This window comes from Floridaenema flaviceps BLCC-F50, assembly GCF_041929275.2.
GTDB lineage: Bacteria > Cyanobacteriota > Cyanobacteriia > Cyanobacteriales > Aerosakkonemataceae > Floridanema > Floridanema flaviceps.
Map to the genome: position 1 here is coordinate 1516410 of NZ_JBHFNR020000002.1, position 18756 is coordinate 1535165.

General features: G+C 39.4%; 14 protein-coding genes and 1 pseudogene. 8 read left to right on the plus strand and 7 right to left on the minus strand.

Going from position 1 to position 18756, the window contains the following annotated elements; genetic code table 11:
- Positions 1-18: 18 nt before the first annotated feature.
- Entirely contained in the window at positions 19-876 is an 858-nt protein-coding gene (locus ACE1CI_RS26915) for an alpha/beta fold hydrolase (protein WP_413262833.1), read from the minus strand.
- Positions 877-1010: 134 nt separating this feature from the next.
- Between ACE1CI_RS26915 and ACE1CI_RS26920 the strand changes: the two genes are divergently transcribed.
- Positions 1011-1448, plus strand: coding sequence for a secondary thiamine-phosphate synthase enzyme YjbQ (locus tag ACE1CI_RS26920; RefSeq protein WP_413262832.1), 438 nt, complete (start codon positions 1011-1013; stop codon positions 1446-1448).
- A 408-nt stretch (positions 1449-1856) separates the two neighbouring features.
- On the opposite strand, the gene ACE1CI_RS26925 is transcribed toward ACE1CI_RS26920, so the two are convergent.
- On the minus strand, positions 1857-2717 hold the full coding sequence (locus ACE1CI_RS26925; RefSeq protein WP_496615899.1) for an NAD-dependent epimerase/dehydratase family protein: 861 nt from the start codon (positions 2715-2717) through the stop codon (positions 1857-1859).
- A 41-nt stretch (positions 2718-2758) separates the two neighbouring features.
- Positions 2759-3547, minus strand: a complete 789-nt coding sequence (locus ACE1CI_RS26930; RefSeq protein ID WP_413262831.1) for an MBL fold metallo-hydrolase — start codon at positions 3545-3547, stop codon at positions 2759-2761.
- Positions 3548-4608: 1061 nt separating this feature from the next.
- Here ACE1CI_RS26930 and adhE point away from each other — a divergent pair.
- A complete protein-coding gene (gene adhE / locus ACE1CI_RS26935) occupies positions 4609-7290 on the plus strand; it encodes a bifunctional acetaldehyde-CoA/alcohol dehydrogenase (RefSeq protein WP_413262830.1) in 2682 nt (893 codons plus the stop codon).
- 389 nt (positions 7291-7679) lie between these two features.
- On the opposite strand, the gene ACE1CI_RS26940 is transcribed toward adhE, so the two are convergent.
- The gene (locus tag ACE1CI_RS26940) at positions 7680-9128 is read right to left on the minus strand and encodes an NCS2 family permease (protein WP_413262829.1); all 1449 of its coding nucleotides are present in this window, start codon (positions 9126-9128) and stop codon (positions 7680-7682) included.
- A 162-nt stretch (positions 9129-9290) separates the two neighbouring features.
- Here ACE1CI_RS26940 and guaD point away from each other — a divergent pair, with 162 nt between their 5' ends.
- The 6 genes from guaD to infC all read left to right on the plus strand — a co-directional run bounded on the left by guaD (position 9291) and on the right by infC (position 14826).
- Positions 9291-10661 (plus strand): guanine deaminase, encoded by a 1371-nt coding sequence (guaD, locus tag ACE1CI_RS26945; protein WP_413262828.1) that lies wholly within the window; start codon positions 9291-9293, stop codon positions 10659-10661.
- Between the two features lie 324 nt (positions 10662-10985).
- Positions 10986-11585 (plus strand): EF-hand domain-containing protein, encoded by a 600-nt coding sequence (locus ACE1CI_RS26950; RefSeq protein ID WP_413262827.1) that lies wholly within the window; start codon positions 10986-10988, stop codon positions 11583-11585.
- 233 nt (positions 11586-11818) lie between these two features.
- Positions 11819-12826, plus strand: coding sequence for an XdhC family protein (locus ACE1CI_RS26955; protein ID WP_413262318.1), 1008 nt, complete (start codon positions 11819-11821; stop codon positions 12824-12826).
- 453 nt (positions 12827-13279) lie between these two features.
- Positions 13280-13501: a hypothetical protein gene (locus ACE1CI_RS26960; RefSeq protein ID WP_413262317.1), complete on the plus strand. Its 222-nt coding sequence runs from the start codon at positions 13280-13282 to the stop codon at positions 13499-13501.
- 11 nt (positions 13502-13512) lie between these two features.
- Entirely contained in the window at positions 13513-14121 is a 609-nt protein-coding gene (locus ACE1CI_RS26965; protein ID WP_413262316.1) for a HEAT repeat domain-containing protein, read from the plus strand.
- Between the two features lie 237 nt (positions 14122-14358).
- Positions 14359-14826 carry a translation initiation factor IF-3 gene (gene infC, locus ACE1CI_RS26970; RefSeq protein ID WP_496615900.1) on the plus strand — a complete coding sequence of 156 codons (468 nt, stop codon included), beginning with the start codon at positions 14359-14361 and terminating at the stop codon, positions 14824-14826.
- 125 nt (positions 14827-14951) lie between these two features.
- On the opposite strand, the gene rbp is transcribed toward infC, so the two are convergent.
- The 3 genes and pseudogenes from rbp to ACE1CI_RS26985 form a co-directional block, all read right to left on the minus strand.
- The gene (gene rbp, locus ACE1CI_RS26975; RefSeq protein ID WP_413262315.1) at positions 14952-15254 is read right to left on the minus strand and encodes an RNA-binding regulator; all 303 of its coding nucleotides are present in this window, start codon (positions 15252-15254) and stop codon (positions 14952-14954) included.
- Between the two features lie 290 nt (positions 15255-15544).
- Positions 15545-17668 carry an ATP-binding protein gene (locus ACE1CI_RS26980; RefSeq protein ID WP_496615901.1) on the minus strand — a complete coding sequence of 708 codons (2124 nt, stop codon included), beginning with the start codon at positions 17666-17668 and terminating at the stop codon, positions 15545-15547.
- Positions 17645-18703, minus strand: a pseudogene (locus ACE1CI_RS26985) (PAS domain-containing protein); the annotation flags it as partial. The pseudogene ACE1CI_RS26985 and the gene ACE1CI_RS26980, both read right to left, overlap by 24 nt.
- Positions 18704-18756 lie beyond the last annotated feature (53 nt).

Here is an 18756-nt window from a genome sequence, read left to right on the forward strand (position 1 = left end):
TCTTTAACAAAAGATGTGTCAGTCCGATTCTTGGGCGAAAGCGAGAATATGTTCGGCGACTATTTCTGGTTGTTCCAATTGCGGTGCATGACCACAATCTTTAATCCATATTAGTTTACTATGGGCGATATCTCGCTGAAATTTCTTAGCATCTTCTCTTCCTAATGTTTCATCAGATTCGCCCCAAAGGATGAGTGTTGATTTGTCAATCTGGGCAATTTTATCACCTAACCAACTGTAGCCACCACTTTTAGTAAAACTAATCATTGCCTCTACCCATCTGGGCATTTCAATATGTAAGGTGACAGATTTAAGTGCTAATAAATCATTGTAATTACTATTAATCAGTTTAACTATATTTAAGGCTTGAACTTTGCGTTGTCGCCAATATTCTACTGCTAAATAATCGTAGGGAGGAAAGAGATATTTTCCGAAATAGGTACTTCCAGAATAACCCATGCTGTCAATTAATATTAACTTTTTTACGGCTTGGGGATAGGTGGTAGTAAAGTCAATTGCTGCTGCACCTCCCATAGAACAACCTAACAAAATCATTGGTCGATCAATCAGAGATTTCCAGCAACAGTAGAGATGAGTTTTAATAGTAGTTGGATTGAAATCAAGACCTTTGATTCTATCTGTAAATCCGAAACCTAATAAATCGATCGCCCAAGTTTCATTTTTAGCAGCTAATAAAGGGAACAAGCGATAAAATTCCAACAGCGAACTATCAAAACCATGTAATAACAAAATGGGAATTCCACCTTTACCTGCTTGGATATATGCTGTCGAGATTGGTTGTTTAGTTAAAGGTGTGGCGATCGCCTTTCGCTGAATCTTTTCTCGTAGTTGAGTAACTGCGTCTTGGGTAAACATTTTAGTTGTGCGATCGCTTCTTATTCATTTTACAATAATTTTCTGCTTTCAAGCATCAAATTTACTTTGATTATTCATTTCCGATACCAAGCACTGTCATAATAACAATGTAGTCATGGTCACAGAATACTTTTATGCCGATTATCCATAAAATTATTGAAGTTGAAACTAGCGAAGGAATCAGCATTTTTAATATTACACCCCAAATTGATGAATTTTTGCAAGATACAGGGATAAAAAACGGTCAAATTTTAGTTTTTTCTCGACACACAACTACAGCTTTAGCTATCAATGAAAATGAAGAAAGATTGCTGGAAGATGTGAAAGTATATTTAAGAAAGTTAGCCCCAGAAACAGACAAATATTTGCATAATGATTTACACCTGAGAGTTGTACCAGAAGATGAACCAATGAACGCCCATTCTCACTTAATGTCGATGACGTTAAGTACTAGCGAAGTAGTGCCAATTGTTGAAGGGAAATTAGCTTTAGGTACTTGGCAATCTGTGTTATTTTTTGATTTGGATGGGCCGAGGAAAAGGACTGTTTTTTTGCAAATTAGCGGGGAATGAGGGACTGGGGAGTGGGAAAATTGTGAATTGTAGGGGTGAGTTTAGCAGATAATACTGTAATCCCACCATAAGAATTAACTGAGATTTTGCACCTGTAGTCTTAGCCCGCCTGCGAATCAATTCGCTTTTCTTATAGCTCAAGTCCATTAAAATGGACTGAAAGCGTTTAAATACTAATACCAATTCTCTATGAAGATGCGCTTAAAATTTCCCCACCCCAAACCCCTGCCCGTCTACAGGGAGGGGCAATGATTAAGCTCAATTTTACAGAGAATTGGTATTATATTTAGTCCTCTTTAGAGGACTTTCGCTATTAGCCTGCGAATTGATTCGCAGGCGGATTTTGGGACTGGTGCAAGATCTAAAATTAAAGCAAAACTCGCCCTCTTACCCCCTGTTTCCTTTGAATCAAAAACTCATCTGTGGATGAATTAATTGATAACCAGCTTGTTTGATTTTTTGATTGGATACTTTAACATTGTACGGTCGATTACTTTTTTGGGAAGCATCCCAAGAAACTTTGGGTAAATTGTGGGTTTCAAATAAGCGATCGAGCAATTCTCGACTAGGTAAATAAGCATCATTTACTAAGTTATAAACACCTGATAATTGATGCTTTCTGGCAAATTCGATCGCACCCACAATATCATCCAAATGAATCCAATTTGTAGTATCCTCGCCATTACCCGGACGAGTCGTACCAGCAGCCCTACTAAATATTTTTAGCAGTTCTCTATTAGGCCCAAAGATCCCGCCTAATCTGAGGATACAAACCTTGAGACGATCGCTAGATGCTGAGAGTAAAACTTGTTCAGTTTCCGCTAAAATTTGCCCATTTGTGGTAGTAGGTGAAAGCGGCGTTGATTCATCCACCCATTCACCATTTTTATCACCATAAACCGAGTAAGTTCCAGTATAAATAAGTTGCTTAATGCTGGAATTTGCTTGTAAAAGTGGAACTAGAGTTTTGGCAGTATGTAAGTAGGTTTCTTCATAAGTATTTGCTCCCTTTGCGCCCACACTCAACAATACAACTTCCTGATTTTGCAGAACTTTTTCTAAACCTTCCGCGTCATTTCCGCGAACTACAAAAACCTTTTGAGAAACTGCTTCTAATTCTTTAACTCGTTCTGGATTAGTTGTAGTTGTAGTCACCGAAAAACCTAACTCTTTTTGCCAAAGACGGGCAACATTATAACCGACATAACCGCAACCAATGATAGCAATATTCATCAACAACCTTCTTCTTATCTGCGTTGTGAGGTACAGAGATCCCCGACTTCTTGAAGAAGTCGGGGATCTGGCTTGAATTAAGCTGCAAAACTATTAGTAACTCGACGTTCTAAAGGCAATTCAATGCGATCGCCAGGTTGAGGTTCCAACACCTTAGTTGCCAAATTATTTTCTGCCAACTTAGCCCGAAACTCATCTGTAGTTCCCACAGCTTTTAAGAATTTTAGCAGCAAACCATCAAATTCGATATCACCACCTGCTGCTGTTGGTAACATTACTTGTGGTTTAACCATTTGGGCAACTTCCAAAGCACTTTTTGTTCCTTTAATAATTGACCCAACTAAAGGTAAAGCTAGGTCGATTATTGGCGTAATTACTACATCAATTGGCGCGACTTCTTTTAAAGTTGGAGAATGGGAACCGTGAGGCTCATAATATAAAGTAAAACTGCTTTCTAACTCTTTCAACAAGTAGCCATTCTCCACTGTAGTCGGGCCGATCGGAGAACCTGGAACCGCTTTAATTTCTACGCTATTATTTAAGTTAAAAGTCTCTCCGTGAGTTAGGGCTTTTACTTGTTGATAACCTAACTCTTGCACTACTTTAGCAGCACCGGGAGAACCGACAACCGGAATGTTACGGTTGAGTTGTTTCAGAGTTGCTGGGTGTGCGTGGTCTTCCAAACCCTGAGAGAGTAGAATTAAGTCAATGTTTTCGGGAATTTGGCGATCGCATTTCCGCGAACCTTTAAACAACCATTCCTGATTACCAAATACTAACGACCCCACCAGCCAAGGGTCAAGTAAAATTTTTTGACCACCAATTTCAATTAACCAAGAATTACTGTCCAACCAGGTCAGATACATAGTAACTTTTCCGATAACTCCTGTTTCTTATTTTAGGCAGATGTTACGTTATATTAACTGCGTGCGATCGCCTCAATTCTGCCATCCCTTCAGCCCGTTGAGTATAGTCAAAGTGTAAAGGATAACTGCAATACTGTTCATAATTACTTAACAAAGACACTCAGCAGAGACAGTAACCCCTTACGCGGGAATAGTTAGGGGAGATGAGTAAAAAAATTGATTATGTGTAGTCACTTGCACCTTAACAGTTCAGTAATATTCCCATTTAAATTCTGCATTTTTGTAATATCTAAGACTCATTCTTAAGATAGAGGCTGGGCAGCAAGTTTAAATCAAGAGAGATAGAATGAATGCAGTGAGTTAAATAAATAGGAAATGGAAAACAATTTTAACAGATATTTTCCAAAACTCAACTGAAAAACTTCAACTTGCTTTCTCAAAGAAAAGCAGCTAAAAAAGTACAATCAACTAGCAATTAACTTACCACAAGTATCTCTTATTGCTTGCGGTGATTGCTATTCAAAAAATCAAATCTGCTTGAATAAATGTAGAAGCAGGAAAGGTTGCAAAAGGGTTAATAATGAATAAAGGTTCAACTGCAACTAGCCAAATTCAGAGCCGAATATCAGTAAAATTATTGCATTGGAGATGTAAAAACCTAAAAGCTTTACCCTTCATTCAAGTAATTAGTTGAAAATCTTAAGAAATGAGAAAAAATAGCTAAATTTTTGAGTTGGGAAGATAAAGTATAGTAGTTTTGTTCAGTTTAGTTTCCAGAAAATTTACTTTTGCTTCATCCTCTTGGGTGAACCAATCAGAGGAAGTTCTGAAAACAGCATGAAACCTATCATACAGATGTCAGCTAAAGAAATTGCATCAAGCACTACAACCGACAGCAGCTAAATTTTAAGGAAATCTTTCAATTAGGTACATTCCACAACCAAGCAAAAGCAGTAATACTAAAAATTATCTCTTAGTATTTACTAATCTCAAAAGTTTTCTGCAATACAAAACTCTCAAGATTGGATCGTAAAAGTTTGAGGCATTACCCAGAGGTAGCCATGAAAGTCACAAATAATGAAGAACTAGAACAACTTATCCAACGAGTGAAAGCAGCGCAAAGAAAATACGCAGCTTATACTCAAGAACAAGTTGACACCATATTTAAGAAAGCCGCACTAGCAGCTAATGCTGCGCGTATCCCCTTGGCAAAAATGACAGTAGCCGAAACGGGAATGGGTGTAGTAGAAGACAAAGTAATCAAAAATCACTTTGCATCGGAAATTATCTACAACAAGTATAAAGCGGAAAAAACCTGCGGTGTAATTGAAGAAGACAAAGCATTTGGAATTCAGAAAATTGCCGAACCAGTGGGGATTTTGGCAGGTATTGTTCCCACAACTAACCCAACTTCTACCGCAATTTTTAAAGCTTTAATTGCGCTAAAAACCCGCAACGCGATTATCTTTTCTCCTCACCCCAGGGCGAAAGATTGCACGATCGAAGCAGCAAGAATTGTTCTGGATGCAGCAGTGGCAGCAGGCGCACCTGATGATATTATCGGCTGGATTGATGAACCTTCGGTGCCACTTTCCCAAGGGTTAATGCAGCATCCTGACATTAACCTGATTTTAGCGACAGGTGGCCCCGGAATGGTACGGGCGGCTTACTCTTCAGGCAACCCATCTTTAGGAGTTGGCGCAGGAAATACCCCAGCATTAATCGATTCTTCTGCTCATTTGAAAATGGCAGTTTCCTCGATTATTCTGAGTAAAACTTTCGATAATGGGATGATTTGTGCTAGTGAACAATCAGTGATTGTCCTAGATGATGTTTATGACGAAGTAAGGGCAGAATTTATCGATCGCGGTGCTTATTTCCTCAACCCCGAAGAACGGGAAAAATTTGCTAAATTAATCATCGTCAACGGGCGGTTAAACGCGGAGATTGTCGGACAACCTGTTAGCAGACTAGCAGAATTAGCCGGAGTTACTATTCCTGAAGATACCAGAGTAATCATTGGTGAAGTAGGAAAAATCGGTACTGATGAACCTTTCGCCTTTGAAAAATTATCGCCAATTTTGGCAATGTATCGCGCCAAAGACTTTGAAGATGCGGTAGAAAAAGCCGAACAATTGGTATTATTTGGAGGCAGAGGACATACCGCAGTTCTTTACACCGCACCTTCCAATACTGAACATATCAAACGGTTTGAAGATAAAGTAGAAACTGCGAGAGTTTTGATTAATACGCCATCTTCGCAAGGTGCGATCGGAGATTTGTACAACTTCCGTCTCGATCCATCATTAACATTAGGTTGCGGAACATGGGGCGGTAATTCAATTAGTGAAAACGTCGAACCAAAACACCTGCTAAACATCAAAACTGTAGCAGAACGACGGGAAAATATGTTGTGGTTCCGCATTCCACCAAAAGTTTACTTTAAGTATGGTGCATTGCCAGTAGCAATTCGAGAATTAGCCGGAAAACGTCGCGCATTTATTGTTACTGACAAACCATTGTATGACTTAGGTGTAACTGCACCACTAGAAGCAGCATTAGAAGAAATCGGTTTAAAATTTGACACCTTTTATGATGTTGAACCCGATCCTTCTTTGGAAACAGTGCAACGTGGTTTAGCGTTGATGAATACTTTCCAACCTGATGTGATTATAGCGATCGGTGGTGGTTCACCGATGGATGCTGCGAAAATCATGTGGTTGTTGTACGAACATCCAGAAATCGAATTTGAAGGTTTGGCAATGCGGTTTATGGATATCCGCAAACGGGTTTATGAGTTGCCACCTTTAGGTGATAAAGCAATTATGATTGCCGTTCCTACCACATCGGGAACTGGTTCAGAAGTAACACCATTTGCAGTTGTTACCGATCGCCGCACCAACATCAAGTATCCTTTGGCAGATTATGCTTTGACACCAACAATGGCAATTGTTGACCCAGAATTGGTGTTAAATATGCCCAAGAAACTAACAGCTTACGGTGGGATTGATGCGTTAACTCACGCTTTAGAAGCCTTCGTTTCTGTGTTAGCTTCCGAATATACAAACAGTATGGCTTTAGAAGCAATTCGCTTACTGTTTAAATATCTGCCAAGTGCTTACAAAAATGGTGCCAACGATCCGAAAGCGCGGGAAAAAGTACACTATGCCGCGACAATGGCAGGGATGGCATTTGCTAACAGCTTCCTGGGAATTTGTCACTCAATGGCACACCAATTAGGGGCAACTTTCCATGTGCCTCACGGTTTAGCTAATGCCTTGATGATTTCTCATGTGATCAAGTACAATTCAACCGACGCACCTTTCAAACAAGCTACTTTCTCACAATACAAATATCCTAATGCGAAATGGCGTTATGCCCGGATTTCAAGTTATTTAGGATTACCGGGAGAAACGGAAGAAGAGAAAGTTAACAGTTTGATTGCAGCGGTGGAAGGTTTGAAACGTGAGTTAGATATTCCTACCTCCATTAAAGAGGCGATCAGAGAAAGTCCTCAAGAGTTCTATGCGAAGGTGGAACATTTAGCAGATCAAGCATTTGACGATCAATGTACAGGTGCTAATCCTCGTTATCCATTAATTACCGACTTGAAGCAACTTTTGGAAGATGCTTATGAAGGTGTTCCAGTGGTTGATGAAACTCTGTTTTCAACTAATGGGAATGGGAATGGTCATGCGATCGGTTTAGCAGATGTGAAGGTCGATCCGCAACCTGTGATTTAGGGATTGGAAATGACAGGCAAGATGCCTGTCCTACAAGATAGGGGATTGGGAAAACTGAAGAATAAAGGTTTCTTCCCTATCCCCTTTCCCGATAATACTCAATCTGTTTGCCTGAATCTTTTTTTTTATTGAACCGCAAAGGACGCAAAGAACGCGAAGGAAGAGAAGAAGAAAAGAAATAAACATCTGTGATTAAAAATCAATAAGGTGGAAAATTACCACCCTATCTCTGCGGTTTAAAACTACAGGACTTACGCAATGCCTCTATGCGTAGGGTGCGTTAACGAAGCGTGTAACGCACCATCCCACCATATTTAGTGTCAGTGCGTAAGTCCTGAACTATTCCTTTGCGTTATGCAGCGTTCTTTGCGGTTAAACGTTCCGTAAAATCAACCAAATCTTGTAGACATAAACACGAATCTTGCCACGAATACAGCAGCTAAAATCCAAGTGGCGATCGACACTTCCCGCACTTTCCCTTGGAAGCTTTTCACTATGGGATAAGTAATAAAACCTGCTGCTAAACCTGTGGCGATCGAATAAGTTAAAGGAATCAAAAAGATTGTCAAAAATGCTGGAATTGATTCTGCTGGATCTCCCCAACGAATACTAGTAATCGCAGACATCATTAACACCCCAGTAATTACTAAAGCAGGTGTAGTAGCATAAGGCGGAATTGCTTTAAAAATTGGGATGAAAATCATTGAGACAATAAACAACAGTGACACAATTAAAGCGGTAAAACCTGTGCGTCCTCCTACTTCTACACCAGCAGCAGATTCGGCAAATGTCGTAACAGTAGAAGTCCCCATAATTGCGCCTGCTGTCGTACCAACTGCATCGGCAAGCAAAGCTTCATCAACACGCGCCATTTCGCCTTTTTCATTAATATAACCTGCCCGCATTCCCACACCGGAAAGAGTGCCAACTGTATCGAAAATATCCACGAATAAAAACACTAGCAAAACTGCTAGGAAATCCAGCAAATTGTTAGCATTTAGCCCTGTGATTCCGATGATTGCTTGTCCAAATAAATCTTTCGGAAATGTGGGGATTTGAGCAATTCCTTGAGGCCAAGGAGTAACACCTAAAATCCACCCCAATAATGCTGTTGCCAATATTGCCCAAAGTAAAGCACCTTTAACACGCCGCGCCAGAAAAGCAGAGGCAATAAAAATACCGAGAATTGCCATTAAAGTGGCTGGTTCTTTTAAGTTACCCAGACCAGTTTTAGTAGCTTGATTAGCTACAATTATCCCTGCGCCTCCCACTTTTGGATCGCCTGATAATCCAATGTAAGCAATGAATAAACCAATCCCTACCGAAGTAGCAGATTTCATCACTAAGGGAATGGCGTTAACAATTTGCCGCCGGACGCTGGTGAGAGTTAAAACAATAAAAATTAGCCCTTCACCTAACACTGCTGCCAACGCTAAACGCCAGTCAATTTTTAATGTGATAACTACGGAATAGGCAAAGAAAGCATTTAATCCCATCCCTGGTGCCATCGCAAACGGATAGTTGGCGTATAATGCCATTACCAAAGTACCAATGGCGGCAGAAATAGCGGTGGCAACAACTAATTCGGTGAATAAATCTTTGGGTTGACTGAGAAAAATTGCATCGGAAAGAATTAACGGGTTGACCACTAAAATATATGCCATTGTCATGAAGGTGGTTAGCCCTGCTAAAATTTCCGTGCGAAAGTTGGTGTTGTACTCTCGAAATTTGAAAAATTTGGCGATCGCACCTTGCCATCCAATTAATTCTGGTTCCTCTGATGGTTCAGTCTGCCTAGTTAATTCTATTTCACTCAAATCATCCATATTTCTGCTCATTTCAACTACCTAAAACTTCCCAAGAAAAAATTGATATGAGAAAGTTTCAATCCTACTTCTTTATTTGCCAAAAAATTGTTACTTTAGACACATTTTCTCACCAGTGATATATTGTAAATTATCCCATCCCTTGCCAATAATTATTGTTAACTAAATCAGAAAATGTCTACTATTTCTCTACAAACACAACCTTACAGTACATCCTTGAAAGCGATTAGAGGTAGTTTCCTTGATTTTATCGAAGATCCCTTTTTTGTACCGGACGAATTAGAAAGCGCCCGCTATATCCCTGATGGTTTACTAATTTTGGAAAATGGTTACATTAAAGAATTGGGTGAATATGAACAACTGAAAGATAAATATGCAGCAGTGCCAATAACTGCTTATTCCGACTGCTTAATTATGCCAGGATTCATTGATACCCACATTCATTTCCCCCAAACGGAAATGATTGCTGCTTACGGCGAACAACTTTTAGAATGGTTGAATAAATATACTTTTCCTGTAGAAGGAAAGTTTAAAGATAAAGATTATGCCCAAAAAATCGCCTCTTTCTTTTTGGATGAACTAATAAAAAATGGTACGACTACAGCTTTAGTTTTTGCTGCCGTTTTTCCCCAATCAGTTGAGGCTTTTTTTGAAGAAGCAAGTCGGCGCAATTTGCGAATGATTTCGGGTAAAGTAATGATGGATCGCAACGCGCCAGATTTTTTGCGAGATACTGCTGAAAGTTCATATCAAGACAGTAAAAAACTAATTCAAAAATGGCATAAAAATGGTAGATTACTTTATGCTGTTACTCCTCGTTTTGCCGTTACTTCAACAGACGAACAACTGGAAATGGCGAGAAAGTTGTTAGAGGAATTTACCGATGTTTATTTACATACTCATTTATCAGAAAATGTTAAAGAAGTTGAATTAGTTGCTCAAATTTACCCGGAGAGTAAAGGTTATTTAGATGTTTATGACCAAGCGGGATTAGTTAAAGAAAAGTCAATTTTTGCTCACGGTGTACAGTTGCGAGATGATGAATTTAAACGATTATCCGAAGCAAAGTCTGCTATTTCTTTCTGCCCTACTTCTAATCTATTTTTAGGCAGTGGATTGTTTAAACTTTTTCAAGCTAAATCTATAGAAAATCCGGTCAAAGTTGGATTAGGTACAGATGTTGGTGGTGGCACGAGTTTTTCGATGTTACAAACCACAAATGAGGCTTATAAAATAATACAGTTACAAGGTGAAAAACTCTCATCATTTAAAGCCTTATTTTTGGCAACTTTGGGCGGTGCCAAAGCATTATGTTTAGAAGATAAAATCGGCAATTTTGATGTAGGAAAAGAGGCTGATTTTATCGTTTTGGATTTACAATCAACTCCTTTAATGGCATTACGGAATTCCCAAACTCCCCCTGCAAAAACTAAAGCAGAAATTGCCGAAAAAGCATTCACTATGATGATACTTGGTGATGATAGAACAATTCGGGCAACTTACATTGCTGGCGAATTAGCATACATAGCAGAAGGCAAAGGTTAAAAGCCAAAAAATTGCCATTACTCGAAAAGTATACGCTTTGTTGAGATCTTGCAGAGTAAGGAGGTAGAACCTCCCAACCCTCGTTACCAGGTTCAACCTGGTAACGAGAAATGGAGGCTCTGCCTCTTAGTGCAAGATCTCAGTATACGCTTTGTTTATATGTTTCGTAATAATACTTAGGAAAAATATATATATTTAATAAATTATGTTAAGTTATGTTTTAATGAAATATTGGGCTTTTGGGTAATGAGGATGCTTTTGGTTTTTCTCATGCCTTCAGGTTTTTCCACAAAGATGTTTAACGCTAAAAAAACGCTGGTTAATATGATACGTAAGGTTTCTTTTGTCGGTTCAGCATTGTTTGGTTTTGTTATCTCTGCTGCTTTATTGTCAAGCTGTGGTCAAAAAACCGAAACCCCTACTTCTGGAGAAGCAACTTCTCCCACTCCTAGCGCTGTGTCTCCTGTAGCTGCTTCTTCCACCACCAGCAATGCTTCTCCCGTTGCAGACTCTTCAGCTAACACTGCATCTCCCGCCGCCGAGTCCACTGCCAGCAACTCTACATCTACCGTAGCGGCTTCCCCTTCTTCTCCATCTGCTGATGCTACAGCTAGCGCCCCAACTCCTGCTGATTCTACCACTGCTAGCACTACCGCTGGGTCTCCGGCTGCAACTACTGATTCTACAACTGCTTCTAGCACTCCCGAAGCTGGTAAACCTGAGTTAATTTCTGCCGCTGCTTTTGAAGAAATTGATGCTAATAAAGCAGGTAAAATTACTGTTGAAGATTTTGTGGGTTACTACACTGAAAAAGCTGACTCTGCTAACAAACTTAGCAAAGAAGATGCCCAGAAAAAGTTCAAGCAACTCGACAAAGATAATGATGGTAGCTTGACTAAGCAAGAAGCTACTGGTCAAATGTAATTCATTTAGTACAGTTTTTTAAGCTTATTTTTAAATTGGACTTGGGAGATGTTTTCCGAAGTCCAATTTTTAAGTAGGTGTAAATTAATAAAGTGATAATAGTTATCTAAAGATGGGGCGGGCAGGATGCCCACCCCACAAGAGTTACAGCTTTTTTGTGGGGTGGGCATCCTGCCCGACGAGAGTTTTCACGGACTTTTTGGGAGTAATTTTATTGAGGGGAATTTCAGCTAATGAACTTTGAACTCTATCAACAATTAGCGCAATTACTAACCAAAGGTGCAGCAGTTTTAGCTACTGTGACTAATATTAAAGGTTCGGTTCCTAGAGAAGTGGGCGCAAAAATGATTGTCGGCGCTGATGGTTCAATTATTAATACTATTGGCGGAGGTGCGGGAGAGGCTAAGGTGATTCGTCAGGCGATGGAGGTGTTAGAAACTGGCGAAAAACAATTTGTGGAAATTGATTTATCTGGTGCGCCGCAACGGGAAACTCAAGGTGTTTGTGGGGGGAGGATGCAAGTTTGGTTGGAACGTTGGTCTGGGGAAAGTGCGATCGCACTCTCCCAAAACATCCTACAATTACTTAAAGCTGGTCAATCCGTGACTTTAATTACTCCTTTCACTCCTGAAAAACAACCATATTTATTAGATAACTCTTCGCCAATTCCTGAATTAGAAAACGCCTTTGTTGAACAAATCAACCCACCACCGACTTTACTAATTATAGGTGCAGGTCATGTGGGAGAGCAATTAGCAAAGTTTGCTCATTTGATTGGTTTTGAAATCGCGATTCAAGATGACAGAACGGAATTTGCTAATGGTGAAAATTTTCCTCAAGCTAATCTCATTATAAACCAGCCAATTAACTCAATCATCAATGATTTCGCTGCTTTTTCTCACTTATATGTAGCTTTGGTGACGCGAGGATATATTTATGATTTGGAAGCTTTGCATATTCTCTTAAATCGTGCTATTCCCTGCAAATATATTGGTATGATTGGCAGCGAAAAACGAGTAAAGCTGGTTTATCAAAAGTTGCAGGAAGCGGGAATATCTCCCCAGTTACTAAAAAATATTTATGCGCCGATAGGTTTAGAAATTGGTGCTTTAACGCCCGAAGAAATAGCTGTTAGTATTTGTGCCGAATTAATTTTAGTGCGGCGTGGTGGTACAGGTAAATCAATGTCTGAAGGCATTAGAAAATTATTAGCCAAGCAAGCTTCTTACAACACGCCATAAAAATACCGTGTTATTAGCTATTTTGTTACTTACCCCTATTACATCACAAGTTTGCTATAATATAATTACGCCTCTTTTCAAACAGAACAACATAGCGAAGAAGCACACATAATAAATTTTACAGGCTGAAGAGAGGAAGTGAGGCCAAAATGTAGAAGTGCTGAAGTAATGGGTTCTGGCATATTACTGCAAAAACTTGCCTAGACTGAGAAATTTAGTTAGGTAGAGTTACTGCTCAACTCCATATAATACTAGCAGTTACCTATAAGTAACTATTAGTTCAATTCGCATATCATTCTCAAACACCGAGAATGGTGCGTTGATATGGTGGCCAGAATACCAGCTTCAGCATATAGTTGGAAAAAGCTGTGGTTATCTTGGAGTTGTTGCGAAGTATCACTACTTACGAAGTCAATTTCCAGTCTGGGTAATAAGATTTACCTAGAGGTACAAATGACACCACAGCAGAAAAAAGCTATTAAGATTCTGACCCAGTATGAACGTTTAGCGAATAAATTTGAGTTGCGACTATCACCCCGAAAAATTGCCGAACTTAACCTTTTGCGCGATAGTGGATTAATTAAGATTACTAATCTTCCGGCGCGTCTGCATGAAGAGTTTCCTGGCGAGTTTCGTGAATTGACGCTCAATGAAATTAGATCGTATGAAGAATGATATTATAAAGTATGAGCTTTTATACAGAATTCGATCAACTTAATGTCGAAGACTTAAAGCAGCGCTTCTGTGCTTCTCCACCGGAAGGAGAAGAATATGCTACTGTTTATTATCAAGAGATAGGGCAATTAATTCAGGAAAGAGGCGAAGAAGCCATAGATTTTCTGAAAAATGCCATCAAAACGGCAAATACTTCGCAGTTGCAAGGTATTTTATTTGCTTTAAGTAACTCTCAACAAAAAGATGGAGATTTAAAAACTTTGTTACTCTCCTATCTTCAAGATCATCGCTCGATAATTGTGATGGAAGCTGTTGACGCTTTAAGTAGATTAGGAGCAAAAGATACTTTAGATTATATATTAGCTTTACGCGAACATTCTTCGCCTTATGTAAGGGCGAGTGTGCTGCGTTTTCTGCGGCGTTGGTATCCAGAAATTGCTTTTAATTTACTTGTAGAAGCATTAAAAGATCCCGATTTTATAGTGCGCGAAAATGCGGCTGATGAACTTGGAGAATTGGAGATAACAGAAGCTATTGATTACTTAAATCCTTTACTAAAAGATCCTCATCCCGATGTTCGCCAAGCTGCACAAACAGCTATTGAGATATTACAGGCTTAACCAAACTGGTAATTGCTTGCATTAATGTTTCTGGTTCTACGGGTTTAGCAATGTGTTTTTATCATCGCGCACTCTTTGGAAAGTGTAATTTTATGGGATATTCTATTTTCTGATAATTTATTAAAAGAAATTTTTGTACATATAATTAATACATCACTGGAAAAAATGTTATTATAGTATTGTTAGGCAAATCATACCCAATTTTCAGAGGAAATTATTATCGCTACAAAACAACTGATTAATCGGCAAATCAAATCCGCTCAGGTTCTTCTGATTGACCATGAGAATAACAACCTTGGTTTAACAGACACCAGAGAAGCCCTCAGACTTGCTGAAAATGTAGAGCTCGATCTGGTGATAGTCTCTGAGGGTAAAGAGATCCCAGTGGCGAAGATTTTAAACTACGGTAAACATCAATACCAGCAGAAAAAACGCCAGCATTCTAGTGCAAGAACTACCGTTAAAGAAGTCAGGTTGCGTCCTAATATTGGTGAATCAGATTACACCTTGCGTATTACTAGAGCGATCGAATGGTTGGGAAAAGGTGATTCCGTCAAATTTCAGATCCGTTTACGTGGACGGGAACATCAAAATCGCGATCGCGCCTTAGACTTGCTAGAAAGAATAGTTACAGACCTATCTCAAGCGGGTAAAGTTCAATCCTTGGATAAAGGGTCATTAATTGTGCAGTTGGTTCCCGGTTAAACTAAATTATTCAACATCTTTTACTTGTTGTAAGTTGCCAGTAAAAAAAGGGTCAGACAGAAATGCCTGAACCCTTTAAATTTATGCTGGTCTATGTTTGAAAGCTAATTATTAGCTTTTAACATTTAGTAGCGATTGGAATAATTGTTATTTCTGCGTCCGCCACCAAATGAACCACCGCGTTCTTCACGAGGTTTTGCTTTATTGACCTTTAAATCACGACCCATCCACTCTGCGCCATCGAGTGCTTCAATGGCAGCGGTTTCTTCAGCGTCGGCACCCATTTCCACGAAACCAAAGCCGCGCTTGCGACCTGTTTCGCGATCGGTGGGTAGCTGAACTCGCTTTACCGATCCATATTCTGTAAATACAGATGTTAAATCGGCTTCTGTAACGTCATAAGACAGATTGCCTACATAGATTGACATAGTTTGTCTCCAAAATTTAAGGAATGCGGAGAGTGAAATTTCGGAGAGAAGTCTGTCAATGCAAAAACTTGGAAACTAGTTAATACTAAAAACAAATGCTGCAACCGATATTTGAATCTCTTTTGTCATTGTAGCACTTCGGAACAGGTTTGCACCAATTCGAGCAACAATTTTTCCAGAGGAATTCCAAAAATAAGTGACAAGCAATAATACTTAGTAAATTTTCTATGTACGTTGTTGCGCTTGGGCGCTACTGGGACAAGAGCGCCCAAGCGCAACAACGTACCTTTTTAAAGGATATGTTGACTAAGATTAGTAGGTTTAACCAAATTGGTAATTGCTTGCATTAATGTTTCTGGTTCTACAGGTTTAGCAATGTGTTTTTGAAAGCCGCTGGAGAGTGCTTTTTGTTCATTCACTTCTCCGGCGTAGGCGGTGAGTGCGATCGCGGGAACTTCTCCACCTTTTTCTACAGGCAAAGAACGCAATTTTTCAATTAACATATAACCATCCATTTCTGGCATTCCAATATCACTAACTAAAATGTCTGGAAGCGATTCATTGAATGCTGTTAACGCTTCTTTTGCTGATGAAACTACTGTAATTGTTGCGCCGTATTCTTCCAAAACGAAACCCATTAATTGTCTGACATCTGCTTCATCATCTACTAATAAAATTTTTACGCCTGCCAAAGGTGAAGCTTTAACATTAATTGATAAATCGCTATCGTTTTTTAACTCTACAATTTTATTTACCCTATTCAATAGAGGCAAATTAACAGTAAAAGTCGCGCCTTTGCCTTCTCCCTCACTTGCGGCAAATACAGTTCCGCCATGTAATTCTACCACTTGACGGACGATCGCTAATCCCAAACCTAAACCACCAAATTTCCGAGTTGTCGTGCTGTCACCTTGGCGAAAATAATCAAAAACATAAGGGAGAAAATCAGGTTGAATTCCTTTACCATTATCAATTACTTGGATTTGCGCTTGATGATTAACTTCTGCTAATTTTACTTCTACTTCGCCGCCAATTTGGGTAAACTTGACTGCATTAGAAAGCAAATTCCAAATTACTTGTTGCAGTCGGTTAGCATCACCTGTAACTAAGCCAACATGAGCCGGAAAAATTGTTTTAATCTGGATTGATTTGGCGACAGCTGCTAAACGGACTGTTTCTATTGCGGCTTCAATTACATTGGCTAAATTTACAGGACTTATATTTAAACTGAGCTTGCCGCGCAAAATTCGGGAAACATCTAGTAAATCTTCGACTAATTGTGCTTGTAGTTTAGCATTACGCTCAATTGTTTCTAATGCTTGAGCAGTTTTCTCTCGATCCATTTGCCGAGTTCTTAATAATTTTGCCCAGCCTAAAATGGGATTTAAAGGCGATCGCAATTCGTGAGAAAGTACCGCTAAAAACTCATCTTTTGTTCGGTTGGCGGCTTCTGATTCTTCTCTAGCAGCTTGCTCTCGCGCTAAAAGTTGTTCTCGCTCTTTTTCCGCTTGTTTCCGATCGGTAATATCTTGGAAAGTTACCACACCTGCAACGATTTTACCAGTGCGATCGCAAATTGGTACCGAACTTACTTCAATAAAACCATAACTCCCATCACCCCGTAAAATCTTAATCTCTTCACCTGTAATAACTTCACCTGTAGCCAGAGAACGAGCTAAAGGCCATTCTTCTGGTTGATATAATTTACCATCAAAATGAAACCCAGAATATCGATCGTATTCTTCCACATTATCCGAAGGGATAAACGGAGTTCGCCAAATTTCTTCTACTTGCTTGTTACCTAAAATTAGCTTACCGGAAGGAGCTTCGGCAATGATTACTCCTCCCGGCATTTGTTGTAAAACTGCTTCTAAAAGTCCTCTTTCTGATTCTAATTGTTTCAGTAATTCCTCAGTTCGTTGTCTGGCTAATACTTGTTCAGTTACTTCTACTGCATGAAGCAATATACCTTCTATTTCGCCAGCAGTATTCCACAAAGGTTGGTAAACACAATTGAAAAAACCTTGATAATTAGTGCCGTTATGATAGCGATCGTACACCGCAGGCATTTCATTTGCTACAAAAGGAATTCCCGTCTGATAAACTTCATCCAAAGCTTCAAAAAAACCTTGTCCCTGCAATTCGGGAAACACTTCTCTAATTGGTTTACCAATTAATTCAGCTTCCGAACGACCTACAACTTCTTGATGAGCAGTATTCACAAATTCATAAATATGATCCCGTCCTTTAGTAACAGCAATTAATGCTGGTGCTTTACGGAAAAATTCTTGCAGTCGAGAACGTTCTATCTCTGCTTGTGTTCTTGCTTGTTCTGCTTCTTGACGTGCTGTTTGTTCGGCGGCTAAAAATTCCGTCCGTTCTGCTTCTGCTTGTTTGCGATCGTGAATTTCGATCGCACTTCCCACCCATTTAATCACATTACCGCGAGAATCATGAATCGGAGCAATAGAGCCTAAAAACCAGCGATACTCTCCATTATTTTTACGAACACGATATTCTATTTCGTAGCTTTCCTTGGTTTGTGCGGCTTCATTCCATCGCTGAATTAACCGTTCTACATCATCAGGAAAAACAACCGTAGCCCAACCAGAATTGAGAGTTTGTTCTCGATTTAAACCTGTGTATTCGTACCAACATTGATTGCAATATTCTAGTTGACCATTAGCATCAGAAATCCACACAAATTGAGACAAACCTTCCGCTAATAAACGATAACGTTCGTTACTTTCGTGTAATGCTTCCTTAATGCGTTGGGATTCAGTAATATCTAATGATATACCTGCTATTAACTTTCTCCCTTGACCATCGGGAAGGGGAAATTTGAATGCAGTGTAGATATGTTCCCCATCTGGTTGTAAAGCAGTTTCAATAAATTCTATCCCTTGATTTGATCCTAAAGCAGCTAAATCATTGTCGCGCCATTGCTGTGCTATCTCGGAGGGTAAAAAATCAAAGTCAGTTTTTCCGATAAAATCTTTAAATTTGCGATCGAATATACGTTCAACTGTCGGATTAACATAAATATAACGTCCAGTTTCATCTTTAATATATGCCGTTGTCGGGCTATGACTCATAAAACTTTCAAACAACTGCTGAGTTTCTTGCAGTTTTTGGAAATTCTTTTCCACTCGTAACTTCGCACTTCGCAAACCCGCACTGACAAACACCAACAACAAAGCCACTGACAACAGTATAACTAGCCGAAATACTTCCCTTAGTGAAGAGAAACTTAAGGAGTAAACTGGCGAAACGAAAAAAAATACGAAGCTAATTCCTGCTAATACTGTAGCTAGTATCCCTGGCTCTTTTCCACCATAAAGGGAAGTCAGGGTAATTGAGGCATAAAATAGGGCAAAAAGCGTTGGTGTAAGTATGGGTTTCAAAAACCATGTCAAAATTATGACGATCGTATTAGCAACGATAGCCATAAAATAACGATGGTATTTCTGGTAGCTTGTTTTTAGAATGGAACCGTTCCTCA